At 67.4% G+C, this 25,638-nt stretch carries 19 protein-coding genes; 12 read left to right on the top strand and 7 right to left on the bottom strand.

Going from position 1 to position 25,638, the window contains the following annotated elements; translation table 11 throughout:
• Positions 1-66: 66 nt before the first annotated feature.
• The gene (dnaK, locus tag THITH_RS12710) at positions 67-1,986 is read left to right on the top strand and encodes a molecular chaperone DnaK (RefSeq protein WP_006748515.1); all 1,920 of its coding nucleotides are present in this window, start codon (positions 67-69) and stop codon (positions 1,984-1,986) included.
• Positions 1,987-2,131: 145 nt separating this feature from the next.
• Positions 2,132-3,283 (top strand): molecular chaperone DnaJ, encoded by a 1,152-nt coding sequence (gene dnaJ / locus THITH_RS12705; protein ID WP_006748514.1) that lies wholly within the window; start codon positions 2,132-2,134, stop codon positions 3,281-3,283.
• Positions 3,284-3,380: 97 nt separating this feature from the next.
• On the opposite strand, the gene THITH_RS12700 is transcribed toward dnaJ, so the two are convergent.
• The 3 genes from THITH_RS12700 to epmB form a co-directional block, all read right to left on the bottom strand.
• Positions 3,381-5,444 (bottom strand): EAL domain-containing response regulator, encoded by a 2,064-nt coding sequence (locus THITH_RS12700; RefSeq protein WP_006748513.1) that lies wholly within the window; start codon positions 5,442-5,444, stop codon positions 3,381-3,383.
• Positions 5,445-5,680: 236 nt separating this feature from the next.
• Entirely contained in the window at positions 5,681-7,486 is a 1,806-nt protein-coding gene (locus tag THITH_RS12695) for a hypothetical protein (RefSeq protein WP_006748512.1), read from the bottom strand.
• A 30-nt stretch (positions 7,487-7,516) separates the two neighbouring features.
• Positions 7,517-8,608, bottom strand: coding sequence for an EF-P beta-lysylation protein EpmB (gene epmB / locus THITH_RS12690; protein WP_006748511.1), 1,092 nt, complete (start codon positions 8,606-8,608; stop codon positions 7,517-7,519).
• A 66-nt stretch (positions 8,609-8,674) separates the two neighbouring features.
• Here epmB and efp point away from each other — a divergent pair, with 66 nt between their 5' ends.
• Complete coding sequence (gene efp / locus THITH_RS12685; RefSeq protein ID WP_006748510.1) at positions 8,675-9,238, top strand: elongation factor P; 564 nt, start codon at positions 8,675-8,677, stop codon at positions 9,236-9,238.
• Positions 9,239-9,347: 109 nt separating this feature from the next.
• A complete protein-coding gene (epmA, locus tag THITH_RS12680) occupies positions 9,348-10,313 on the top strand; it encodes an EF-P lysine aminoacylase EpmA (RefSeq protein WP_006748509.1) in 966 nt (321 codons plus the stop codon).
• Between the two features lie 138 nt (positions 10,314-10,451).
• Here epmA and asd read toward each other — a convergent pair whose 3' ends face one another.
• Positions 10,452-11,312: an archaetidylserine decarboxylase gene (asd, locus tag THITH_RS12675; protein WP_006748508.1), complete on the bottom strand. Its 861-nt coding sequence runs from the start codon at positions 11,310-11,312 to the stop codon at positions 10,452-10,454.
• 166 nt (positions 11,313-11,478) lie between these two features.
• Positions 11,479-13,866 (bottom strand): EAL domain-containing protein, encoded by a 2,388-nt coding sequence (locus tag THITH_RS17175; protein ID WP_025367548.1) that lies wholly within the window; start codon positions 13,864-13,866, stop codon positions 11,479-11,481.
• 543 nt (positions 13,867-14,409) lie between these two features.
• Between THITH_RS17175 and prmB the strand changes: the two genes are divergently transcribed.
• Positions 14,410-15,306 (top strand): 50S ribosomal protein L3 N(5)-glutamine methyltransferase, encoded by an 897-nt coding sequence (prmB, locus tag THITH_RS12660; protein WP_006748506.1) that lies wholly within the window; start codon positions 14,410-14,412, stop codon positions 15,304-15,306.
• 104 nt (positions 15,307-15,410) lie between these two features.
• Here the strand turns inward: prmB and THITH_RS12655 are convergent, their stop codons facing one another.
• Positions 15,411-15,836, bottom strand: coding sequence for a rhodanese-like domain-containing protein (locus THITH_RS12655; RefSeq protein ID WP_006748505.1), 426 nt, complete (start codon positions 15,834-15,836; stop codon positions 15,411-15,413).
• A gap of 267 nt (positions 15,837-16,103) precedes the next feature.
• Between THITH_RS12655 and aroC the strand changes: the two genes are divergently transcribed.
• From aroC to greA, 7 genes are all read left to right on the top strand, one after another.
• Entirely contained in the window at positions 16,104-17,231 is a 1,128-nt protein-coding gene (aroC, locus tag THITH_RS12650; protein WP_006748504.1) for a chorismate synthase, read from the top strand.
• A 313-nt stretch (positions 17,232-17,544) separates the two neighbouring features.
• Complete coding sequence (locus tag THITH_RS12645; protein WP_006748503.1) at positions 17,545-18,690, top strand: MFS transporter; 1,146 nt, start codon at positions 17,545-17,547, stop codon at positions 18,688-18,690.
• Positions 18,691-19,082: 392 nt separating this feature from the next.
• Positions 19,083-19,874, top strand: coding sequence for a 4-hydroxy-tetrahydrodipicolinate reductase (gene dapB / locus THITH_RS12640; RefSeq protein WP_006748502.1), 792 nt, complete (start codon positions 19,083-19,085; stop codon positions 19,872-19,874).
• 59 nt (positions 19,875-19,933) lie between these two features.
• Positions 19,934-20,233 (top strand): antibiotic biosynthesis monooxygenase, encoded by a 300-nt coding sequence (locus THITH_RS12635; protein WP_006748501.1) that lies wholly within the window; start codon positions 19,934-19,936, stop codon positions 20,231-20,233.
• A gap of 136 nt (positions 20,234-20,369) precedes the next feature.
• Positions 20,370-21,503: a glutamine-hydrolyzing carbamoyl-phosphate synthase small subunit gene (gene carA, locus THITH_RS12630; protein WP_006748500.1), complete on the top strand. Its 1,134-nt coding sequence runs from the start codon at positions 20,370-20,372 to the stop codon at positions 21,501-21,503.
• A gap of 50 nt (positions 21,504-21,553) precedes the next feature.
• Positions 21,554-24,793, top strand: a complete 3,240-nt coding sequence (gene carB / locus THITH_RS12625; RefSeq protein WP_006748499.1) for a carbamoyl-phosphate synthase large subunit — start codon at positions 21,554-21,556, stop codon at positions 24,791-24,793.
• Positions 24,790-25,269, top strand: a complete 480-nt coding sequence (greA, locus tag THITH_RS12620; RefSeq protein WP_006748498.1) for a transcription elongation factor GreA — start codon at positions 24,790-24,792, stop codon at positions 25,267-25,269. The genes carB and greA overlap by 4 nt, the downstream gene beginning before the upstream one ends.
• On the opposite strand, the gene yhbY is transcribed toward greA, so the two are convergent.
• Complete coding sequence (gene yhbY, locus THITH_RS12615; RefSeq protein WP_006748497.1) at positions 25,262-25,567, bottom strand: ribosome assembly RNA-binding protein YhbY; 306 nt, start codon at positions 25,565-25,567, stop codon at positions 25,262-25,264. The genes greA and yhbY overlap by 8 nt on opposite strands.
• Between the last annotated feature and the right edge of the window lie 71 nt (positions 25,568-25,638).

Below are 25,638 nucleotides of genomic sequence, written 5' to 3'. Positions count from 1 at the left end.
CAGACAGACGGCGGACAACCCCGTTGAACGCCGCAAACACCTAATTGATCGCAGGAGCTGCACACCATGGGAAAGATCATCGGCATTGACCTCGGTACCACCAACTCCTGTGTCGCCGTGATGGAAGGCGACCAGGCGAAGGTGATCGAGAACAGCGAAGGAACCCGCACCACGCCTTCCATCGTCGCCTTCACCGAAGATGGCGAGGTGCTGGTGGGGCAGTCCGCCAAGCGCCAGGCTGTCACCAACTCGAAGAACACGCTGCATGCGGTCAAACGCCTGATCGGTCGCCGCTTCGACGAGAAGGAGGTCCAGAAGGACATTCAGCTGGTCCCGTACTCGATCATCAAGGCCGACAACGGCGACGCCTGGGTCGAGGTGCGCGGCAAGAAGATAGCCCCGCCGGAGATCTCCGCGCGCGTGCTGCAGAAGATGAAGAAGACGGCCGAGGACTACCTCGGCGAGACCGTCACCGAGGCGGTGATCACGGTGCCGGCCTACTTCAACGATTCCCAGCGCCAGGCGACGAAGGACGCCGGGCGCATCGCCGGTCTTGAGGTCAAGCGCATCATCAACGAGCCGACCGCGGCAGCGCTGGCCTACGGCATGGACAAGAAGCGCGGTGACCGCAAGATCGCGGTCTACGACCTCGGCGGCGGCACCTTCGACATCTCGATCATCGAGATCGCCGAGGTCGACGGCGAACACCAGTTCGAAGTGCTGGCGACCAACGGGGATACCTTCCTCGGTGGCGAGGACTTCGACAACCGCCTGATCGACTACCTGGTCGGCGAGTTCAAGAAGGAACAGGGGATCGACCTGAAGAGCGATCCGCTGGCGATGCAGCGTATCCGCGAGGCGGCGGAAAAGGCCAAGATCGAGCTGTCGTCCAGCCAGCAGACCGAGGTGAACCTGCCCTACATCACCGCCGACAACACCGGGCCGAAGCACCTGGCGATGAAGGTGACACGGGCCAAGCTCGAGAGCCTGGTCGAGGATCTGATCCAGCGGACGATCGAGCCCTGCAAGATCGCGATCAAGGACGCGGGCCTGTCTACCGGGCAGGTCGACGACATCATCCTGGTCGGCGGGCAGACCCGTATGCCCAAGGTGCAGGAAGCGGTCCAGGGTTACTTCGGCAAGGAGCCGCGCAAGGACGTGAACCCGGACGAGGCGGTCGCCGTCGGGGCCGCGGTGCAGGGCGGGGTGCTGGGCGGCAGCGTGAAGGATGTGCTGCTGCTCGACGTCACGCCGCTGTCGCTCGGAATCGAGACGCTGGGCGGCGTGATGACCAAGCTGATCGAGAAAAACACGACGATCCCGACCAAGGCGACGCAGGTGTTTTCGACTGCTGACGACAACCAGACCGCGGTGACCGTGCACGTGCTCCAGGGCGAGCGCGAGCAGGCGAGCGCCAACAAGTCGCTCGGCCGTTTCGACCTGTCCGACATCCCTCCGGCTCCGCGCGGGGTGCCCCAGGTCGAGGTTACCTTCGACATCGATGCGAACGGTATCCTGCACGTATCGGCGAAGGACAAGGCCACCGGCAAGGAGAACCGCATCGTGATCAAGGCCTCGTCCGGACTCAGCGACGAGGAAGTCGAGAAGATGGTGAAGGACGCCGAGGCGCACGCCGAGGAAGACAAGCGCTTCCACGCGCTGGTTGGCGCGCGCAACCAGGCGGACGCACTGGTGCACTCGGCCGAAAAGTCGTTGAAGGATCTGGCGGACCAGGTCGAAGCCGACGAGAAGGCCGCGATCGAGGCCGCGATCGGCGAGGTGCGCAACGCCATGAAGGGTGACGATGTGGAAGCGATCGAGGCCGCTACCCAGAAGCTGGCCGAGGCCTCGGGCAAACTTGCCGAGAAGGCGTACGCGAAGTCCAGCGGCGGCGAAACCGGAAATGCCGACGCCGGCGAGAGCTCCGGGTCGTCGGACGACGTCGTGGACGCCGAGTTCGAAGAGGTCGACGACAAGAAGAAGTAAGCCGCTGCGCCGCCGGTGCCGCAATGGTCCGGCGGTCTGCGGTTGACCCGATCAGGCACGCCCGGGACCGGCACGACAGGGGACCGGGCGTGCCTTTTACCGCGTGGCCCGGAAAGGGCGCTGCGGCAACCCGCAAGGATCCGAGATGGCGCAACGTGACTATTACGAAGTGCTCGGCGTCGCCCGTGACGCTTCACCCGAGGCGATCAAGAAGGCGTTCCGCCGCCTGGCGATGAAGTATCACCCGGACCGCAACCCGGGCGATGCCAGCGCCGAGGCCCAGTTCAAGGAGGCACGGGCGGCCTACGACGTGCTGAGCGACGCGCGCAAGCGCGCCGCCTATGACCGCTACGGCCATGCCGGCGTCGATGCGTCGGCGGCCGGGCCCGGCGGGTTCGGTGGCGCCGGCGGTGGCAGCTTCAGCGACATCTTCGAGGATATATTCGGGGACATCTTCGGCGGTGGCGGCGGTCGAGCTGGCGGAGCCCGTGCCTTCCGTGGCTCGGACCTCCAGTACAACCTGGAGCTCACGCTGGAGGAGGCGGTGTTCGGTACCGAGGTCAAGATCCGCGTACCGACCACCGCCGCCTGCGATACCTGCGACGGCAGCGGCGCCGAGCCCGGCACCAGCCCGGAGACCTGTCCCACCTGCAATGGTGTCGGGCAGGTGCGGATTCAGCAGGGCTTCTTTTCGGTTCAGCAGACCTGTCCGCGCTGCCACGGTACCGGCAAGGTGATCCCCAGCCCGTGCAAGGCCTGCGGCGGTACCGGCCGGGTGCAGCAGCAGAATACGCTGGACGTGAAGATCCCGGCCGGGGTTGACACCGGCGACCGGATCCGGCTATCCGGCCAGGGCGAAGCGGGTATCAATGGCGGTCCGCCCGGCGATCTGTATGTGCAGGTGCGGGTCAAGCCCCACAAGCTGTTCAAGCGCGACGGTAACGACCTGCACTGCGAAGTGCCGATCTCGTTCGCGACCGCCGCACTCGGCGGAGAACTGGAGGTGCCGTGCCTGAAGGGGCGTGTGTCGCTGAAGATCCCTGCCGAGACGCAGAGCGGCAAGCAGTTCCGGTTGCGCGGGAAAGGCGTGACTTCGGTGCACGGCGGTGGTGTCGGCGATCTGCTCTGCCGGGTGGTGGTGGAGACGCCGGTCAATCTCACCCATCGGCAGAAGGAACTGCTGGAGGAATTTGACGCCTCTACCCAGGAGGGCGGCACGCGGCACAGTCCGCAGACGCATTCCTGGCTGGACGGCGTGCGCGGATTCTTCGAGGATCTGAAGTTCTGGAACAAGTGACGCCAGCACCTGCCGTGCAGGCTGGGCATGCCAGCGTCATCGATGCGACGCGCGGCGTTCGACGCGGGATCTGCGCTGATTGCCTTCCCGCGCGCCTTCAGAGAACCTGTGTGAAATCGAAGTCCAGCTGTTCGCTGGGCGGGTGCACGAAATAGCCCTGGACCAGGTTCACATTCAGGCTGAACAGGACCGCGAGTGTCGCGGCGTCCTCGACCCGTGGCACGATCACCTGTTTGCCCTTGGCGTGGGCCGCATCGGTGAAGCGGCGGATGGCTTGCTGGTTGTTTGCGTCGGTGACCAGTTCGCGAACAAAGGCTCCGTCGAGCTTGATGTAGTCGGCATCCACGTGGCGGAGGATATGGAACGGATTGAGCCCGTTGCCGAAATCGTCGATGCACAGGCAGCTGTGGATCGCCTTCAGGCCGCGTGCGGCGGCGATTGCCGCCTTCAGGTTGGTGATGATCGTCGCCTCCTTGATCTCGACCACCACATTGCCCGCCGGAACCCTGTGCTGGTGCAGCACTTCCTGCAGCCAAACGACGACCGAGCCGTCGTTCAGTGAGCCGCGCGTGAGCTTCAGGAAGAAGGTCGCCTTCGGATCCTGCTTCAGGCGCTGCGCGAGTACCTCGATGGCATGGCGGATGATCCATCGGTCGAGTTCGGCCGCGATTCCGGTACGCTCGGCTGCGGGAAGAAAATCGTTGGGTTGGTAGATCTGGCCTTCGGGCCCGAACAGCCTGACGAACACGTTGAAACGGGGAACGTCGGCGCCATGCAGGTTGACCACAGGCTGGTACAGCAACCGCAGCCGGTCGTTGGCCATCGCCTCCTCGATCCGTGCGTGCCAGGCCTGGTCGGACTCGGTACGCGCCGGTCCCCCGTCCTCCGGGCGATGGAAATGGCAGCGATTTCCGCCCGCGCTGCGCGCTTGTTCCAGCGCGCGGGTGGTGCGTGCGAGCAGGTGCTCGGCGGTGGGAACCGAGTTGTCGGCGATCACGACGCCGCAGGACAACGTGACCTTGATTGTGTCCTGTCCCAGGTTGACCGGTCGCTCCGATGCGTCGCGGATCAGCGTGTCGAGCTGTGGTTCCAGTTCCGCACGCCGCACGTTGGGTACCAGCACGCCGAACTCCTCGCCGCGGAGGCGGGCGACGGTGGCGGGCGCGGGAAAACGCTCCCTGAGAAACACGCCCAGGTCGGCGAGCAGGATGTCCGACGTGCTCAGCCCGCGCTCGATGCGGATTGACGCGAAGTCGTCGATCGAGATGTCGATCAGTGCAAACAGCAACCCGGAGCGCGCGGCGGTGACCAGCGCGTCCTCAAGCGAGCGAATCAGGTAGCGCCGGTTGTACAGTCCCGTGACCGGGTCGAGGACCGACAATTGACCCGTCGAACTTGTGGAGCGCTCGGTGGCGACACGCAATACCGTACAGTCCTCTCCGTCGACGGTCGCGTCGGTCAGCACGACCTGGGCCTCGAAGGATCGCCCTTGCGCGTCGCGCAGGGTCATCGCCTGAGTGGTTTCCACCGTATCCGGCTGATCGCGGCGCGAGTCGAGCAGCTGCTGCAGAAGGTCCTGCTGCTCCGGGGCGATGAAGTCGTCGAGGCTGTACCGCGCCAGGTCTTCCGGTGTCTCGATCTGGAAGAATTCGCGCCAGGCGTCGTTGGCATACAGGTAGATGCCGTCCTGGACGTAGGCGATCGGGTCACGCGAACTGTCCAGCAGCAGCAGGTAGCGGCGTTCGGCTTCCTGCAGCGTATTGCGGGTTCGGTGTAACTGATTGCAGCAGAACTGGTACTCGACCGCCTTCAGAATCAGCATCGCGGCGACTTCTTCCTGGCCGCAGCCGACCACTCCGAACGCGCCAGCGTCGAAAATCGCCAGCCGCTCGGTTTCCGGGCGCGAGGTGATCACGATGGCTGGCGTCTGCCTTCCCGACTGGTGCAGCGCCGAGCGGATATCTTCAAGCTGCAGATCCAGCCCGGATTCGATCAGCACGACGGTGTCGAAGCGGCTGGACGCGAGCAGTTCGTCCAGTTCGGTACGGTCCGACGCCTGCCGCGCACGCACCGCAGTGCCGCGCATCCGGATGCCGCTGATCACGCGCTCGGCCCGTTCCGGGTCCAGGGTGACGAACAGAATTTCGATCGCTGCAGTCATCGTTGACATCCATGGTTTTCCGGATCGCGTATATCCTGTTGGCTGCACACGATATGGCAAAGCGAACGCAGACACCGCCGTGGCAAGTTCTGCCCGGACGATACGGCCTGTGTCCCGGGGTTCGACGCGGTTTCGCTGTCAAGTTCCCCTGTCCGGCATGATACCCAAGTTGCGGCCCTGCTGACCAAGGGGGGCGCGTCGCTACGCGCGCCTGTATCGCGGGTCCAGGCCCACGGTCATGCGCGCGTCACGTCCGACAGCAGGAAATCGGCACGGGCGAAGGTGTGGCTCTCGCACCGAATCGCGTCCAGCGACACCGTCTTCTGTTCTCCCGATTGGCGGAACACGACCCGGGTGCCCTCGGCGAACGATCCGGGGGCGAACACCAGGCTGCCGCGCGCGGGTTCGCCGGGCAGGCGCAGCAACAGCCCAGGAAAAACCTTTCCCGTAGGTCTATTCGCGCGGTAGGCCTGGATCTCGGTCGGCGAACACACCGGCGCGAGAAACTGCATGCCGACCGTCACATCCTCGGGGGTGTCGTAGCGCAGCCAGCGGATCATGCCGAGCTGCCAGTAGACGCGCCCCTGACGCGTGGTTCGGATCGCGATCAGGTCGCCGCTGAATACCTTCTGGGGCGGTGCGCAGAGACGCAGGCTGAGTCCCCCGGCACCCAGGTCGCGCAGTCGAGCGGCGATCGGGCGGGGGACTCGGGCCGCCGAGGCAGCACCGGCATCCTGCAGGCGTGGGTCCGCCCCGTGCTGCGCCGCGTTCCAGGCGGCGGCGAGGCGGTCCATGTCCTGGTCCGCGAGCCAGCGGGTTTCCCCCGATGTCTCCGTGGTGCGCTGCTCGAGACTGAGGCCGCTGCCTTCGTCCGACCCGGTACCGCTGCCGGTGAACACTCCCGGGACCCGGCTGCCACTGCTGTCTGGCCCAGGAGGAAGGATTCCAGAGGGGAACAGGCTGGTTTCGCCACGCGCGAGGTCGCGCTGGTATCGGTAGTCGGCGCGGACCGCTGCGTGAATGTCCGCAAGGCCGGTGACGCTGACGACCGGGCCCGTGTCGGCAGGTTCGCGGCTGAAGTGACGCTTTGGTCCCGCGACCCAGAGGTTCAGGAGCCGGCGGTCCAGCGCCGCGTTGACCGGGTGCCAGCCCTGCGCCGTATTCCCGGGGCCCGAGCGGATCGCCGCCAGTACCGGGCCCAGGGCAACGTAGCGGACTGCCCCTGTTGCAGGTGGATGGCCTCCCGCCAGCAACGACGGGGGGCGGTCCTCATCCAGCTGGATACGCAGGAACGGGGTGCCGTCGGCGTCAGCTTCCGGCGGGCTGTCCTGGCAGCGCAGCGGCAGGGAGGTCAGCCAGCGTGCGAGTGGGTCGATTTCGCCTTGCCGCAGCGCATGGACATTGGTGGCGCTGAGTACCGCGAGCCGGGCGGTCAGCGCGTCGATGTCGTTGGCAGCCAGCGCGTGCGGGTTGGCGTGTAGCGGCACGGCGCGCTTGGTGATGCCCAGGCGTTCGGCAGTTTCGAAAATCCGATGGATCAGCAGCCACGTACCTTTGGGCAAAGGTTGGTACAGTCGCCAGGCATGCATGCAGCGGCACCCGGTCAGCAGCATGGCCCGGGCCAGATGAGGCAGTTCCCGATGTTCGTCCGTACCGTCCCCTCGCAGCTCGTCATCCGCGCGCTGGAGATGCGTGGTGGCGAGTTCAGCGGTCAGCGCGGCATAGGTTTCCGCGAGTGCCCGGCTCTTGCGCCCCAGCGGAACCGGCAGTTGGCGCAGCCGCTGCTCGAGCAGTTCCAGCATCGGCAGAACCCGGGAGTCCAGCAGATCGGCAAGTACCGCGAGACGTTCAGGCGCGATGGCGATGCGGTTGATCGCGTGTACGGCCTCGAGCATCGCGGCCGCGGCCGCCTGTGTGTCGGCCAGCGGGCGGTCGTCGATCCATTGCGCGAGCGCGTCCGGTGCCAGGGGCGGAAAGCCTCCGGATTCCGGTGGGGCACGCCGGGGGAGTAGGAATGGCGAGTCTGTCGTCAGGTCATTCATGCACTGCCCCAAGTCGCGTCCATGGCGCGGTCATCGTATGGAAAAAGCCCGAGCTTTGCCAACGCGGGCCGGATCGATCCCGGCGGGTTTGTCGCGGTCGTCCGGCACGGGCACCTTGCTGGGCGCGCCGGCGATCTCGCGGACCAGCCGCGGGACCAGGTAGCCCGGCAGCCGTTCGCGCAGCATGGCATGCAGCGCGCGCGCGCGCCGTTCGTCGACCTCGAAGTGGCCCGTGCCGCGGGCGCGGTCGAGCAGATGGAGATAATACGGCAGCACGCCGGCCGCGAAACCCGCCTGCTGCAATTCGCAGAGTGTGTCCGGATCGTCGTTCACGCCCGCGAGCAGCACCGCCTGGTTCAGCAGGGTAACCTCGGAAGCGCGCAGCTTTGCCAGCGCCGCTCCGGCAGGGGCCTCGAACTCGCGGGGGTGGTTCGCGTGCAATACCAGTACATGCGCCAGCCGACCCGTCCCCAGCCAGGCGAGCAGGCCTGCGTCGACCCGTTCCGGCAGCACCACGGGCAGCCGCGTGTGGATGCGCAGCCGGCGCAGGTGGTCGATGGTTTCCAGGCGCCGCACCAGATCCGCCAAGCGCCGGTCGGGCAGTGCCAGCGGATCGCCCCCGCTGAGGATGACCTCGGTGATCCCGGTATGCGCCCGGATGTAGGTCAGCGCATCGTCCCAGTCCCGCGACGCCTGAAGTTCGCCATAGGGGAATTCCCGGCGGAAGCAGTAGCGGCAGTGGATCGCGCAGGCGCCGGTGGTCACCAGCAGCACACGCCCGGCGTACTTGTGCAACAGGCCGGGAGCTGCCAACGCTCCGCGGTCACCGACCGGGTCGGCCAGGAACCCCGGGCGTTCGATCACCTCGGCATTTTGCGGCAGCACCTGGAGTAGCAGCGGATCCCGGGGGTCGCCGCGCCGCATGCGCGCGAGATAGCTCTCCGGAACGAGCGTGCGGAATCCCCGATGCGCCTGCAGGGTCCCCGGCCCCGGTTCGGGGGGCAGATCCAGGCGGCGCAACAGTTCCAGCGGATCGGTGATCGCCTGGGCCAGCGCCCGCTGCCATGCGGGTGTCTGGGCGGATGGCGGCGGGCGGGGTATCATGCTGGGATTTGTGGACATGGTTACCTCGGTGGCCGGCCACGTTTCCGTTTGCAGGCGGCAGCAGGGCCGCGAGGACGACACGATATGGCAACGTACAGTACCAGCGAATTCAAGGCGGGGCTGAAGATTCTACTCGACGGCGATCCGCAGACGATCGTCGAGAACGAGTTCGTGAAGCCGGGCAAGGGCCAGGCGTTCAGCCGCGTCCGGGTGCGCAATCTGCGCACCGGGCGTGTGCTGGAAAAGACCTTCAAGTCGGGCGAGACGGTCGAGGCGGCCGACGTGATGGATACCGAGATGCAGTATCTCTACACCGACGGCGAGTTCTGGCACTTCATGGTTCCGGATACCTACGAACAGTACGCGGTGGGTGAGACCGCACTCGGCGACGCCGCGCAATGGCTGAAGGAACAGGATGTGTGCTCGGTGACGCTGTGGAACGGCGAGCCGTTGTCGGTGATGCCGCCGAACTTCGTTGAGCTGAAGATCGTGCAATGCGACCCGGGTGTGCGCGGCGACACCGCGCAGGGTGGCACGAAGCCGGCGACGCTGGAAACCGGCGCGGTGGTCAAGGTGCCGCTGTTCGTGGAAGAGGGCGAGACGGTCAAGGTCGACACCCGTTCCGGGGAATACGTCTCGCGCGTCTGAGGCAGCGCAGGCAAGGCGTCGAGCTGGCTACGGTCGTGGCTGGCCCAGCCGCCGGGAATTCGCGCCGGATGGCACAGCGGCCGCGATCCCGGTCGCGGCGGACGTCGCGGTGAACTGGCGGCCCGGCGCGGGCGCGTCACGTCAGCCGCGCGCCCGGGTGAATGCGGCGATACGCCGTTTTTTCGCGCGGCGCGGCGTGCTCGAAGTGGAGACCCCGGTGCTGTCGCGGGGTGCGCCGTTGGATCCCGGGGTCGAGAGCTGGCGCGCGGCGGCTCCGGGCGGCGCGACCGGTTACCTGCAGACGTCTCCCGAGTATCCGATGAAACGCCTGCTGGCCTCCGGCTCGGGCGATATCTACCAGATTGCGCGCGTGTTCCGGGGCGAGGAACAGGGGCGGCGCCACAACCCCGAGTTCACGCTGCTGGAATGGTACCGGCTGGGCTACGACGACCGGCGCCTGATGGATGAGGTCCAGGATCTGGTGCAGGCGGTCGCGGCGGAGGATCGGGCCTGGGCCCAACCTGCCGGTGCTGCGCACTGCGTCGCCTATGCGGAACTCTTCCGGAGCGAACTCGGCCTGGATCCGCTGCGCTGCACCGTCGTTCAGTGCAAGAGCGCCGCGCGCAACGCCGGTCTCGAACTCGCCGGCGATCTCGACCGGGACGGCTGGCTCGATGCGCTGATGGCGCTGGTGCTGGCTCCTCGATTTCCCGCGGACCGGCTGACGTTCATCGTCGACTACCCGGAGAGCCAGGCGATTCTGGCTCGCCCCAGCCCGCGCGCAGCCGGGTGCGCGAGCCGGTTCGAGTTGTACTGGGGCGACCTGGAACTGGCCAACGGGTTTCATGAACTGACCGATCCGGCGGTGTTCCTGACACGGCGAGAGGCGGATCGTGCGCGCCGCAAGCGTCAGGGCCAGCCAATTCCGGAGGCCGACGAGTATTTCGCCCAAGCCATGCAGTCGGGGCTCCCGGACTGCGCAGGGGTGGCCCTGGGGATCGATCGCTTGCTGATGCGCCTGCTCGACGTCGATGACATCACCGGCGTGATCGATTTCCCCTGGGAGCGCGCCTGACGGGCCGGCCGGCGGTTTGGGTATCACCAACGGCGCGTGCGCAACCGGCGTGCGCGGCAGACCAGGCGCAGGTCACGGCACCGTCGGTGCCGGGCAGCGGGATCGGTTCGAGCCCTCGGCCAGTCAACCGTCAGGTAGTCAAACATCGAGCATCCGTGCGACCTCGGAGCGCACGCGTACCTCGGAGTCCGGCCCCAGGGCCGGGCCGAATCGCAGCGGCGCTTCGGGCAGCAGCAGCACCACCGAGGAACCGAGGTTGAAGCGCCCCATCTCGGCCCCGCGTTCGAGATCGATCTGCCGGTTGCTGTAGTCGATTCGGCGGATCGCGCGCCCTGCCGGCGGCGTGATCTCCCCGGCCCAGACCGTCTCGATCGACCCCACGTTGATCGCGCCGATCAGCGCCATCGCCATCGGGCCGCTGCCCGTCTCGAAGAACGCGACCACGCGTTCGTTGCGGGCGTAGAGCCGCGGGGTGTGCGCGACGATTCGCGGAGCCACCGAGAACAGCCGTCCCGGCACATGCACCATCGTGGTCAGCCGCCCGGATAGCGGCATGTGCACGCGGTGGTAGTCGCGGGGGGAGAGATACACGGTCAGGTAATGACCGCGCGCGAACGGCCCGGCAAGATCGCTGAAGCCGCCGAGCAGGTCGGTCACCGTGTAGCGGTGCCCCTTGGCCTGGAAGATCTGCCCGCCCTCGATGGTGCCGAACGCGCTGACCCGCGCGTCGGCGGGGCTGACGATGCTGCGTTCGTCCCCCTCCAGCGGCCGTGTCTCGGGACGCAGCGGCCGGGTGAACAGCGCGTTGAAGCTGGCATAGGCTGCCGGGTCCGAGGGCTGTGCCTCCCCCATGTCGAGCCGGTAGTGGCGGATGAACCACCGCAGCAGCGGCTGCATCCGCGGGGAGTCCCAGCGCGCGACGCGATGGGTGAGCCGGGAAACGGCGTGATGTGGCAACAGCCGGAGCGATTGCGCGAGCAGGGCGTCGAGGGTGGCCATCTCGGGTCGGGTTCGTGAACGAATGCAATGCCATGCGAACCACCGGTCCGGGGCTTGCACACGATAGCGTATCGGGGCTGGTGCTTGCCAGTGGGCTCGCGCGGCACCAGCGTTCGTCGGGTCCGGGCGGGGTCGCCACCCGCGGGGCGCGATATCGCAACGCCGCTCAGAATCCCTGCACGAAATCGAAGTCGAGATCCTCGCTCGGCGGCTGCACGAAATGGCCCTGCACCAGGTTGGCACCGAGACCGAACAGCACGGTCAGCGTCGCCGCGTCCTCAACGAACGGTACGATCACCTGGCGCCCGTCGGCGTGGGCGGTCTCGGTGAAATCGCGTACCGTGTTCTGCGAAGCGTCGTTTTCGGCCAGGTTCTGTACGTAGGCTCCGTCCAGCTTGATGAACCCGGCATCGATTCGCTGCAGAATCCGGAATGGATCGAGCCCGTTGCCGAAATCGCCGAGGCACAGGCCCACCCCCAGTTCGCGCAGCCCTCGGGCCGTTGCCATGGCCATCTCCAGCTGAGTCAGAACCGTCGCTTCCTTGAATTCGACCACTACGTTCCCGGCAGGCACCCGGTAGCGATCCAGGAAACGCCGTAGCCATTCCACCACTGGTTCACCGTCCAGCGAGCCCTGGCTCAGCTTCACGAAGAAGGCGATGCGGGAGTCGCGCTGCAAATGGCTGGCCAGCGTGGCGAGGGCGTGGCGGATGATCCAGCGGTCCAAGGGTGCGGCGACGCCGGTGCGCTCGGCGGCAGGCATGAAATCGGCGGGCTCGTATGTCTCGCCGCCGGGCCCCTTGAGTCGGACGAACACGCTGTACCGGGGGATCTGGGTTCCGTGCAAGCTCACAATCGGCTGGAACAGCAGCCGCAGCCGGTCGTTGCCCATCGCGTCGTGGATCCGGGACTTCCAGATGGCATCGGCCTCCGGCCGGGTCTCCCGGGCGGCGGCCGGTACGTGAAAGCGATAGCGGCCGCCGCCGGCGTCCCGGGATTCCGCGAGCGCCTGGCGAGCGCGTTGCAGCAGTTGGCTGGCCTCGGGTCCGGAATCGTCGGCCAGCGCCACACCGCAGGACAACGCGACCGTATCAAGGTCGAAAGTCCCCTCGCTGTCTGCACCCATCAGCGCATCGAGTCGGGATTCAAGCGCGGGACGGCGGGTCTCGGGCACCAGGATCGCGTACTCCCCCGCGTCCAGTTTGGCCAGTGTCGCGGGAGGCGGGAAGAGTTCAGCGAGCCGCTCGGCGATTGTGTCCGCGTCGGTGCCGGTGGCCGCCTGGCCATCGCCGTCAGGGAGCAGGACGGCGACCGCAAGGGGCTGTTCGGATCGGGAAGCGGCGACCATCCGTTCCTCCAGGATCCGCAGGAAGCGGTCGTGACCAATCAGTTCCGCGTGCCGCGGCGGCTTCGGCTCGACCGTAGAAGCAGCACCCGTCCCCGTCCCGGCGTCTGCGGGCCACGGGAACGCGGATGCCTGCTCGTCGAGGGTCTCCGCCAGGGTCTCCTCGCGCGCGGGGTAAGGCGAATCCGGGGCCGCTTCCGGTGTGCGATCCGCTGGAGGCGGTGTTTCCTGCACTGATGCCGGTTGCCGCTCTGGCGTCGATGTCTGGGTCGGCGTCGGCACCGGAGACGCTTCGGGGTCGGGTTCGTTTACCGGGCTCGCGCGCCGCGCGAGGATCGGGACCGTTTCCAGCGGATCCTCGCCAGTGTCGACACCGATCTCAGGTGGGGGTGGACGGGCCTGCGAGTGTATCCGCTGGGCGCCGGGGGGTGGTTCCAGCACGGCCCCTGCGTCGGCAGTTCCCAGATGGACCACGATGCACGGGTTGCCGTCGATGATCGTTCCGGTCAGTACGATGTCAGCCTCAAAGCTGTGCCCGCGCCGGGTACGCATGGCCAGGGTCTCGCAGGTTTCCAGTGCTTCGGGTTCACCCTCCCGTGCGTCGAGCAACTGGTTCAGGATCTCGCGCTGTTCCGGCACGACGAGATCCTGCAGTGCGATCGCATCGAGGCTTTCGGTGAGACTGATCTCGAACCGCTCGCGCCAAGCCTCGTTGGCATAGATCGCGGCGCCGCGGTGAAAACACGCAATCGGATAGCGCGAGGCGTCCAGCATCAGCAGGTACCGCCGGTCGGCTTCCCGGAGCAGGGTCCGCAGGTGGTGGAGTTCGCGCGTACGCTGCAGGTGATCGACCGCCTTCAGGGTCATGGCTGCAGCCATGTCGTGGCACTGGGATCCGACCGCGCTGAACGCACCCGCGTCGATGTCCTCCAGCCGTTGGGCTTCGGGTCGGTCGGTGAGCACGATGATCGGGGTCTGACGTCCACTCTGCTGCAGTGCCCGGGTCACATCCTCCAGGGCCAGATCCAGGTCATTGTCGACCAACAGGACCACATCGAAGCGGTAGCTCTGCAGCAGTCGTTCGAGATCCCGTCGGTTGCCGGCCTGTTTTGGACGAACCGCACGGCCGCGGAAACGGATACAACCGATCACCTGCCCGGCCGTGTCCGGGCTTTGAGTGATGAACAGCACGTTGATGGAGTTGATCATCAAGCTTTCCGCGCGCAACCGCCCCATCCGGCCCTGACTGTTCCAGCTTCCGGCCGATACCAGGGGCGGCCGGGTCGTATGCCGGTGGACAGGATCCGGGCGGCGGTGGATCCCGATGTTCCTAGTATGAACGATCTAGCCTCTTGGATGGGTGTTCCCGCGTCCCGGCGGCGGCCGTTGGCGCCCCGCGGCCCCCGGCGCGCGTGCCGACCGGCGTCCTTGCGCCGAGAATTTGTTGTAGAGTGTGGCACAGTCGGCGCGAGCCGGCCGCAGGCGCTAGGAATTGCCTGGGTGGCATGGTCGCCGATCCCCTGTTTCCGAAACCGTTGCGGAGCATAGTCCCGTTGAGAGTCCACTACGGAAAGACGCGCAACACAGGGGAAGCCTGATGGGCTCCATGGATTGCCGGTGCGTTTCCGTGCTTTCCGTGGCCGGCTGCGCCTGTTCAGGGCGCCTTGCGCGCGAGAATGTGAACGGGGCGCTGCGCGTGCCGCATGCGCCTTTCGGGGCCAGGGGTAGTGGCCGCGCGCCCTGACCGTTGCCATGGATTCCGCCGCAGACCTTCGCAGCATTCGCGACTTCATCCGTTTCGGCGCCAGCCAGTTCCGGGCCGCGGGCCTGACGTTCGGGCACGGTACCGATAACGCGTTCGACGAGGCCGCGTGGCTGGTTCTGCACAGCCTGGCGCTGCCGCTGGATCTGCCCGAATCCTGGTGGGACAGTCGCCTGACGCCTTCGGAACGGCTGCGTGTCGAAGCGGTGTTGCGGGAACGGGTGAACAGCCGCCGGCCCGCCGCCTATATCACGCGCGAGGCCTGGTTCATGGGGATGCCGTTCTACGTGGACGAGCGTGTGCTGGTGCCGCGGTCACCGATCGCGGAACTGATCGCCGCAGGATTCAGCCCGTGGCTGGAGCCGGACCGCGTGCGCCGGGTGCTCGACCTGTGTGCCGGCAGTGGCTGTATCGGGCTGGCCGCCGCCGCGGTCTTGCCCGAAGCGGAGGTCTGGCTGTCGGACCTGTCGCGGGACGCGCTCGCGGTCGCGCGCGAGAACGTGCGCCGGCACGGGCTCGAGGCGCGCACCCGACTCGTGCAGAGCGACGTGTTTTCCGCGCTGGAGGAGGGCATCGGTTTCGACCTGATCGTCTCCAACCCGCCGTATGTCGATGCCGCGGAGATGGCGGCCCTTGCGCCGGAGTACCGGCAGGAACCGGCGCTGGGGCTTGCCGCCGGGGCCGACGGGCTCGATATCGTCCGCCGTATCCTCGCGGGCGCCCGGTCCCGCCTGCATCCGGGGGGCGTGCTGATCGTCGAGGTGGGCAACAGCCAGCCGGCGCTCGAGGCCGCTTTTCCGGATCTCCCGTTCACCTGGCTCGAGTTCGAAGGCGGCGGCGAAGGGGTGTTCCTGTTGACCCACGACCAGTTGCCTGCGGCTTCGTAGCGCGCCATCCCTGCACCGGTCCGCCGTGCTCCGCCGCAGCCGGCCGGGCTCGATGGGCACCGGACCCCCACGGGGCCACCGGCGTCGCCGGCTACGGGCGCAGGTCAGCACTGCTCCCAGGGCAGACCCCGGAAGCGCCAGCCCGACGTCGTCGAACGGTGATGCTCGGTATCCAGCGGGCCCTCGAAGCCCTCGTCGACCGAATACACGTTTTCGATGCCCGCCTCGATCAGCGTCTGGCCCGCAACCAGCGAGCGCTTGCCACTGCGGCAGATCAGATAGATGGCCGGCGCGTCCTCGCCTTCGTCCCCGACGCCTCCGAGCAGCAGCTTGCGCACCTGTGCCACGAACTGGGGGTTCTCGACCCAGTCCGGCTCGTCGATCCAGGGGATGTGCACCGCGCCCACCGGGTGGCCGACGAACAGGTATTCCATCGTGGAACGGATATCCACCAGCAGGTCGCGTGGCCGCTGCTGCAGCCGTTCGAAAGCCTCGTGGGGTGCAATGCGTTTAAGGGTGGCTGCGGACAAGGTGTCCTCCGGTCGGGTGCGATCGCGACGCCCGGGTTGCGCGAGCCCGGGTCTTGGCAACAGGAACTGCAACAGGAACTATAGTGCTCCTGCCGGTGGCTTGGGTGGCCGATCGACCGTGGGGGATCGGTCTTCGTGGGCCGCAAACACCGGGCCGGTACGATCGGGGCGCTTATCTCTGGCCGAACACGGGACGGCGACCGCGCGGGGTGCGCGCACACCCGCGCGCCGATACCCTCGCGCGCTCGCTCGGGCTACACTACGCCGATGTCTGGAAACAGCTTCGGAAAACTCTTCGTCGTCACCGGCTTTGGCGAGAGCCACGGGCCGGCGCTCGGGGCCGTCGTCGACGGCTGCCCGCCAGGTCTGCCGCTGACCGAGGCCGACCTGCAGCACGACCTGGACCGGCGTCGGCCCGGGCAATCGCGGCACACCACCCAGCGCCGGGAACCCGACCGCGTGCGCATTCTGTCCGGGGTTTTCGAGGGGCAGACGACCGGGGCGCCGATCGGTCTGCTGATCGAGAACGTCGACCAGCGTTCGAAGGACTACAGCGAAATCATGGACCGGTTCCGTCCGGGGCATGCGGACTATACCTACCATCAGAAATACGGTGTGCGCGACTACCGCGGAGGCGGTCGCAGCTCGGCCCGCGAGACCGCGATGCGCGTGGCAGCCGGCGGCATCGCGAAACGGTATCTGCGCCACCGCTATGGCGTGGAGATCCGCGGCTGGCTGTCGCAGCTGGGGCCGATCCCGATCGAATTCCGGGATCCGTCGGCGATCGACTCGAACCCCTTCTTTGCGCCCGACCCCGCGCGCGTGCCGGAACTCGAGGAGTACATGGATGCGCTGCGCAAATCGGGCGATTCGGTCGGTGCGCGCGTCGACGTCGAGGCGCGTGGCGTGCCGCCCGGCTGGGGCGAACCGATCTTCGACCGGCTCGACGCCGACATCGCCCACGCGATGATGAGCATCAACGCGGTGAAGGGCGTTGAGATCGGTGACGGTTTCGGGGTGGTCGCGCAGCGCGGAACCGAGCACCGCGACGAAATGACGCCCGAGGGGTTTCTGAGCAACCATTCCGGTGGTGTGCTCGGCGGGATCTCGTCCGGGCAGGCGGTGCGTGTGAGCATCGCGCTGAAGCCGACGTCGAGCATCCGCCTGCCCGGGCGCACGGTGAACACCTCCGGGGAAGCGGTGGAGGTCGTGACCCGGGGGCGGCACGATCCCTGTGTCGGAATCCGTGCGACGCCGATCGCCGAGGCGATGCTGGCATTGGTGCTGATGGACCATGCGCTGCGCCATCGCGCCCAGAACGCCGATGTCGACACCGGCATCCCGGCCTATGCCGAAGTTCCTGCGCGTGGCGCCATGGATCCGGGGGAATCCTGAATCGCTGAGCTCTCGGCCGCCAACCCGGCGTTCCGCGAGTCGGCGGGTTTGTGCGTCGCTGCGCGCGGCCGGTCCGCTACGCGTCCCGCCCGCTCTCCCTCGGGCGGCTCCAGTGGGCCATGGGGAAGGTCCGCCAGCCGGTCCCATCGCCGGACGCCCCAGCGTTGCGTCGGGCAACCCGGTCGGCTGGCGGCTCCTGCATCGGGATGCCGCGCTCCATCGCGGCCGAAGGGTGCGCGTGGCTCCGTAGCGGCCCGAATCCGACAGGCGGCCAGGGCTTGCGTATCCTCGCCATCCGTATCGGTCTGAACCTGTGACCCCGCACGTCCGTCTGTCCAGCTTCTATTTTTTCTATTTCGCCAGCATCGGGGCGTTCATGCCCTACTGGGGCCCCTACCTCGCCGAGCGCGGGTTCACCGGGGCGCAGATCGGCGAATTGATGGCGATCGTGCTGGCGACGAAGATCGTTGCACCGAACGTCTGGGGCTGGCTCGCCGACCGATCCGGTGTGCGGATGCCGATCATCCGCTGGGGCGCGCTGGCGGCGCTGGTGGGCTTCGCCGCCGTGCTGCTGCACTCCGGGTACTGGTGGCTGGCGGCGGTGATGGCCGTGTTCAGTTTTTTCTGGAACGCGATCCTGCCGCAGTTCGAGGCGGTCACGCTGCGGACGCTGGGGCGCGACAGCCATCGCTACGCGCTGGTGCGCCTCTGGGGTTCGGTCGGATTCATCGTGGCGGTGGCGGCGCTCGGCTGGCTGCTCGGCCGGGTCGCGCTGGGTTGGCTGCCCTGGATCGTGCTGGCGCTGCTCGCCGGGTTGTATCTGACCTCCTTGCAAGTGCGCGAACCCCGCGAGGCCGACCACTCCGGAGACGGCATGCGGCCGCTGGCCGCGGTGCTGAGGCGCCCGGAGGTGATTGCACTGCTGGCCGCCTGTTTCTTCATGCAGGCCAGCCACGGTCCGTACTATGCGTTTTTCACGCTGTACGTCGAGGAACAGGGGTTCAGCCGCGCGGTCGCGGGGCAGTTGTGGGCACTGGGCGTGGCTGCCGAGGTGTTGCTGTTCCTGGTCATGCCGCGCCTGATCCTGCGCTTCGGGGCCTGGGTGCTGATCACGCTGGCGTTGCTGCTGACCACGCTGCGCTGGTGGCTGCTGGCCCTGGTGCCGGAGACGCTTCCGGCCCTGTTGTTCATCCAGCTGCTGCATGCAGCCAGCTACGGCGTCTACCATGCGGCGGCGATCTCGCTGATCCATGTCTACTTCCCCGGGCGGCTGCAGGGCCGTGGCCAGGCACTCTATTCGTCGCTCAGCTTCGGGCTGGGCGGCGCCGTCGGCGCGTTGGGCAGCGGCTACCTCTGGGATGGCGTCGGCCCCGCGTCGGTCTATGTTTTCGCCGCGCTGCTGGCGGCTGTGGGCGCGCTGGTGTCCGTGGCCGGGATGCTGCGCACCGGGACCCGGTGAACCGGGAGGCGCGTCGGCGTTTGGGTGGGCCGCCACGCTGGAATCGACCGCCTTGAGGCGAGCCTCGCTCGCGAAACGGCGTTGGGTGGGTCGCCAGCGCCAGGCGCGTCTGCGGCGCGTTCGCGTGCAAGGCACGCTCCCACAGGGGCTCGGCCATGGTCGCGACTTTCACGTTACCCTTGGGGCGCTTTCAACGGTAGGGCGGAAGAGGCCGAAGGCCGTCATCCGCCATTCCCGCGCCGGGGTTGCCGCGGGCGCGCAGGGGCGCTCCGAACGCCGCACGGCGGATGACGCTGCGCTCTTCCGCCCTACGGGACACCCGGGGCGCGACGCGGGTTGTTTCACGTTACCCTTGGGGCGCTTTCAACGGTAGGACGGACAGGGAGACGGCAATGACGCGGATCGCGATCGCGGGAGTGGGGGGGCGCATGGGCCAGGCCCTGTTGCAGGCGGTAACGGAACACCCCGATGCCCAGTTGGGCGCCGCGAGCGAGCGGGCCGGGAGCCGGCTGCTGGGGCAGTCGCCGGCCGCGCAGGCCACGGGCGTGCAAGTGGTTGCGGACCTGGCCTCCGTCGCCGATGCCTTCGATGTGCTGATCGATTTCACGCAACCCGAGGCCACCGCGGAACACGCGGCGCTGTGCCGGGCAGTTGGCAAGCGGCTGGTGGTCGGAACCACCGGGCTCTCGGCGGCGCAGCAGGCGCAATTGGAGAGGGCCGCGGAGGCCGTTCCGGTGGTGTTCGCCCCGAACATGAGCGTCGGCGTGAACCTGACCTTCAAGCTGGTGGAACTGGCCGCCAGGGTGCTCGGCGATTCGGTGGACATCGAGATCATCGAGGCCCACCACCGGCACAAGGTGGATGCGCCCTCCGGTACTGCGCTGCGGCTGGGGCGTATCGTCGCGGACACGCTTGGGCGGGATCTGGAAACCGATGCGGTGTATGGTCGCGAGGGCCAGACCGGCGCCCGCGACCGGCGTACCATCGGTTTCGCCACGGTCCGGGCGGGCGACATCGTCGGCGAACACACGGCGCTGTTCGCTGCGGACGGCGAGCGCGTGGAAATCACTCACCGCGCCAGCAGCCGGCAGACCTTCGCCTCGGGTGCGGTGCGTGCGGCGGTGTGGCTCAGCACACAGCCGCCCGGCCTCTACGATATGCAGGACGTGCTGGGCCTGCGCTGACGCCGGGGCCCGGTCCTGCGGTTGCGACGCACTCTGGAAACCGGATAGGGAGAACCCCGATGTACGTTACCCTGGTCTACGTTCATGTGAAGGCGGAATGCGCCGATGCCTTCATCGCGGCGACGCGCGAGAACCACCTCGCGTCCACATGCGAACCGGGCAATCGCCGCTTCGACGTGCTGCGCGATGCCGCGGATCCGGCGCGCTTCGTGCTGTACGAAGCCTACGCGAGTGCGGCCGATGCCCAGGCACACAAGGACACCCCCCACTACCGTGCCTGGCGTGACGCGGTCGCGCCGATGATGGCCGAGCCGCGCGCCGGCGTTGCCTATGTCGGCCTTTTCCCGCAGGAACCCTGACCGCTTCCGGGTTCCCGGGGCGGGGCGTTGGACCGCGTTTATGGCCTCGCGTACACTGAACGCATCCCAATGACGTACCCCGCCGCCGCCGAATTCCGGCGGCGGCTCCCGCTCAGGCCAGTCTCTGGAGGTTGCCGTGTCCGCGCCCGCTGTGCTCGTCCTCGAAGACGGAACCGTGTTTCATGGCCAGTCGGTGGGGGCGGCCGGCGAGACGGTCGGCGAGGTCGTGTTCAACACCTCGATGACCGGCTATCAGGAGATCCTGACCGACCCCTCCTATGCCCGCCAGATCGTGACGCTGACCTACCCGCACATCGGCAACGTCGGCACCACCCCCGAGGACGATGAGTCGGCCAAAGTGCACGCGGCCGGGCTGATCGTGCGCGATGTGCCGCCGCTGGTCAGCAACTGGCGCAGCCGCGAGTCGCTGCCCGACTTCCTGATGCGCCACGGCGTCGTCGCGATCGCGGGCATCGATACCCGCCGGCTGACGCGGATCCTGCGCGAGAAGGGGGCACAGAATGCCTGCCTGCAGGGCGGCGAGGTCGATACCGGCCGGGCGCTGGAACAGGCGCGCGCGTTCCCGGGCATCAAGGGGATGGATCTGGCGCGCGAGGTCAGTACCGCGAACCGCTACGAGTGGCTGGACGGTCCCTGGAGGCTCGACGGCCCGGCGCCGCAGTTGCCGCCCGACCAGGCCGAATTTCACGTGGTCGCGTACGATTTCGGCATCAAGCACAACATCCTGCGCATGCTGGTGGGCCGTGGCTGCCGCGTGACCGTGGTGCCGGCCGAGACCCCGGCCGACGACGCGCTGGCGCTCGAACCCGACGGGATCTTCCTTTCGAACGGTCCCGGTGATCCGGAGCCCTGCGACTACGCGATCGCGACTATCCGCCGATTCTGCGCGGAGAAGCGCCCGGTGTTCGGCATCTGCCTCGGGCACCAGCTGCTCGGGCTCGCGAGCGGAGCCAGCACGGTCAAGATGAAGTTCGGCCACCACGGCGCGAACCACCCGATCCAGGACCTGCGCAGCGGCCGGGTGATGATTTCCAGCCAGAATCATGGCTTCGCGGTCGATGAGGCCAACCTTCCCGAAACCCTGGTGGCCACCCACCGTTCGCTGTTCGACGGCTCGCTGCAGGGGATCGCCCGCAGCGACTGCCCGGCGTTCGGTTTCCAGGGCCATCCCGAGGCGAGCCCCGGGCCCCACGACGTGGCCCCCGGCTTCGACGAGTTCATTGCCGCGATGCGTACCGCGCGCGGCTGAAACCGCTGCGCAGGCCCCACCCGAATCCGACACCCCGGAGCTGCCCTGTCATGCCCAAGCGTACCGATATCCAGAGCGTGCTGATCCTCGGCGCCGGTCCGATCGTGATCGGCCAGGCCTGCGAGTTCGACTACTCGGGGGCGCAGGCCTGCAAGGCGCTGCGCGAGGAAGGCTTCCGGGTGATTCTGGTGAACTCCAACCCGGCGACGATCATGACCGACCCGGAGATGGCCGACGCGGTGTACATCGAACCGGTCGACTGGCGCGTGGTCGCGCGCGTGATCGAGAAGGAACGGCCGGACGCGCTGCTGCCGACGATGGGCGGGCAGACCGCGCTGAACTGTGCGCTGGATCTTGCCAAGCAGGGTGTGCTGGAGCAATACGGTGTCGAGCTGATCGGCGCGAACGAGGACGCGATCGACATGGCCGAGGATCGCGACCGCTTTCGCCAGGCGATGACCGAGATCGGGCTGGCGACGCCGACGGCGTTCATCGCCCACAGCTGGGAAGATGCGCAGAAGGTGCAGCCCGAAATCGGCTTCCCGGTGATCATCCGGCCTTCGTTCACGCTTGGCGGCTCCGGCGGTGGCATTGCCTACAACCGTGAGGAGTTCGAGGAGATCGTGAAGGGCGGTCTCGACCTGTCGCCGACCAACGAGGTGCTGCTCGAGGAATCGGTGCTGGGCTGGAAAGAGTTCGAGATGGAGGTCGTCCGTGATCAGGCGGACAACTGCATCATCATCTGCTCGATCGAGAACTTCGACCCGATGGGCGTGCACACCGGCGATTCGATCACCGTCGCGCCGGCGCAGACGCTGACCGACAAGGAATACCAGATCCTGCGCAACGCCTCGATCGCGGTGCTGCGCAAGATCGGCGTCGAGACCGGCGGTTCCAACGTGCAGTTCGCGGTGAATCCCGACGACGGCCGGCTGATCGTGATCGAGATGAACCCGCGTGTCTCGCGCTCGTCGGCGTTGGCGTCAAAGGCGACTGGTTTCCCGATCGCGAAAGTCGCGGCGAAACTCGCGGTGGGTTACACGCTGGATGAACTGCGCAACGAGATCACCGGCGGCCTGACTCCGGCGTCGTTCGAGCCGTCGATCGACTATGTCGTCACCAAGATCCCGCGCTTCACCTTCGAGAAGTTTCCGCAGGCGCAGGCGCGCCTGACGACGCAGATGAAGTCGGTCGGCGAGGTGATGGCGATCGGCCGCACCTTCCAGGAGTCCTTGCAGAAGGCGCTGCGCGGGCTCGAGATCGGCGTCGACGGGCTCGACGAGAAAGTCGACCTGAACGCCGACGACGTCGTCGAGCGGCTGCGCACCTTGCTGGCGAACCCGGGCCCGGAGCGCGTATTCAATGTCGCCGATGCCTTCCGGGCGGGCCTCAGCATCGAGGACGTGTTCGCGCTGACCGCGATCGACCGCTGGTTCCTGGCGCAGGTTCACCAGCTGATCGAGATCGAGCGCGGTGTGCGCGACCGTTTCCTGAATGACCTGAGCGCTGCCGAGCTGTTCGACCTGAAGCGCCGCGGTTTCTCCGATCGGCGCCTGGCGCGGCTGTTGAACGAGACCGAGAAAGCAGTGCGCAAGCAACGCCACGCCCTCGGCGTGCATCCGGTGTACAAGCGCGTGGACACCTGCGCGGCCGAGTTCGCGACGACCACCGCGTACCTGTACTCGACCTACGAGGAAGAGAACGAGGCCGAGCCGACCGACCGCGAGAAGATCATGGTGCTCGGCGGCGGGCCGAACCGGATCGGGCAGGGCATCGAGTTCGACTACTGCTGCGTGCACGCGGCGCTGGCGATGCGCGAGGATGGTTACGAGACCATCATGGTCAACTGCAACCCGGAGACCGTGTCCACCGACTACGACACTTCGGACCGGCTGTACTTCGAGCCGCTGACGCTCGAGGACGTGCTCGAGGTGGTCGCGGTCGAGCAGCCCAAGGGCGTGATCGTGCAGTACGGCGGGCAGACGCCGCTGAAGCTCGCGCGCGACCTCGAGGCGGCCGGCGTGCCGATCATCGGCACCTCGCCGGACTCGATCGACCTGGCCGAGGACCGCGAGCGCTTCCAGCATCTGCTGCAGAAGCTGGACTTGCGCCAACCGCCGAACCGCACCGCGCGCAGCGAGGACGAGGCCGAAAAGCTCGCGGCCGAGATCGGCTATCCGCTGGTGGTGCGGCCGTCGTACGTGCTCGGCGGGCGCGCGATGGAGATCGTGCGCGACGAGAGCGATCTGAAGCGCTACATGCGCGACGCGGTGTCGGTCTCCAACGACGCCCCGGTGTTGCTCGACCGCTTCCTCGACGATGCGATCGAGGTCGACGTCGACGCGATCTGCGACGGCCAGGATGTGTTCATCGGCGGCATCATGGAACACATCGAACAGGCCGGCGTGCATTCCGGCGATTCCGCCTGCTCGCTGCCGCCGTTCTCGTTGCCCGACCACCTGCAGGACGAGATGGCCGAGCAGGTCCGTCGGATGGCGCTGGGGCTGAAGGTCGTCGGCCTGATGAACACGCAGTTTGCGATCCAGGGCGACAACATCTTCGTGCTGGAGGTCAACCCGCGCGCTTCGCGCACGGTGCCGTTCGTGTCCAAGGTGGTCGGTCTGCCACTTGCGAAGATCGCGGCCCGCTGCATGGCGGGCCAGAGCCTGAAGTCGCAGGATCTGCACGCGCCGGTGCGGCCGGACTACTATGCGGTGAAGGAGGCGGTGTTCCCGTTCGCGAAGTTCCCGGGCGTCGATCCGATCCTCGGGCCGGAGATGAAGTCGACCGGCGAGGTGATGGGCGTCGGCCGCAGTTTCGCCGAGGCGTTCGCGAAGAGCCAGCTCGGCGCCGGCGTGCGTCTGCCGGCGCGCGGCAAGGCGTTCGTGTCGGTGCGCGACATCGACAAGAGTTCCGCGCTGGCCAAGGTGGGCCGCCGGCTCGGCGAACTGGGCTTCGAGGTGCTGGCGACCCGCGGTACCGCGGCGTTTCTGCAGGAGCAGGGCGTCGAGGTGACGGTGGTGAACAAGGTCACCGAGGGCCGCCCGCATATCGTCGACATGATCAAGAACGACGAGATCAGCTTCATCGTGAACACCGTGGAAGGCAAGCAGGCGACGGCGGATTCGTACACGATCCGGCGCGAGGCCCTGATGCACAAGGTCAGCTACACGACCACGATCGCCGGCGCGCTCGCGACCGTGCAGGCGCTGGATCATCTGGAATTCGAGAACGTGTTTCGACTGCAGGATCTGCACGACGAGGCCCTGCGGGGAAGGAGTGAGGCATGAGCAAGACGCCCTTGACCGTGACCGGCGCGGAGAAGCTGAAGGAGGAACTGCGCCGGTTGAAAACCGTCGATCGGCCACGCGTGGTGAACGCGATCGCCGAAGCCCGCGCGCACGGCGACCTGAAGGAGAACGCCGAGTACCATGCTGCGCGCGAACAGCAGAGCTTCATCGAGGGGCGTATCCGCGAGATCGAGGGCAAGCTGTCGAACGCCCAGGTCATCGACGTCACCGCGCTGCCGAAGACCGGGAAAGTCGTGTTCGGCGTGACCGTGCTGCTCGAGGGCACCGAGGACGGAACGCCCGCGACCTACCGGATCGTCGGCGACGACGAGGCCGACATCAAGCAGGGAATGATTTCGGTCAGCTCGCCGATCGCGCGGGCGCTGATCGGGCGCGAGGAAGGCGACCTGGTGACCGTGAACGCACCGGGTGGGGCGCTCGAGTACGAAATCCTGGAGGTTCGCTACGTCAACTGACCGAGGGGCCCAGGCTGATCACCGGGTGTTCGGCATTGCGCCGGAACAGCGTCGCGACAAAACCGATGCGCTGCACCAATTCGGCTCCGGTCCGGTCGCAGAGGGCGCTGACCGCGGCGTTGCGGCCCTCGCGGTCTCCGATATTGACCTTGACCTTGACCAGTTCATGATGCTTCAGCGCCCGCTCGAGTTCGGCCAGCACCGAGTCGGTGAGACCGTTGCGGCCGATGGTCACGATGGGTTTGCGCGGGTGCGCCAGGCTGCGCAGCAGCCGTCGCTGCGGTTCGGTGAGGTTCACTATCTCGGGAGGATACCGCTTGGGATTGCGCGGAGTGTAGCATGGCTTTCGCGCAGGTCCGAAAGGGGCAC

The sequence above is a fragment of the Thioalkalivibrio paradoxus ARh 1 genome (genome assembly GCF_000227685.2).
GTDB classification, from domain to species: Bacteria; Pseudomonadota; Gammaproteobacteria; order Ectothiorhodospirales; family Ectothiorhodospiraceae; genus Thioalkalivibrio; species Thioalkalivibrio paradoxus.
This window is presented reverse-complemented; position numbering and strand designations above follow the sequence as displayed.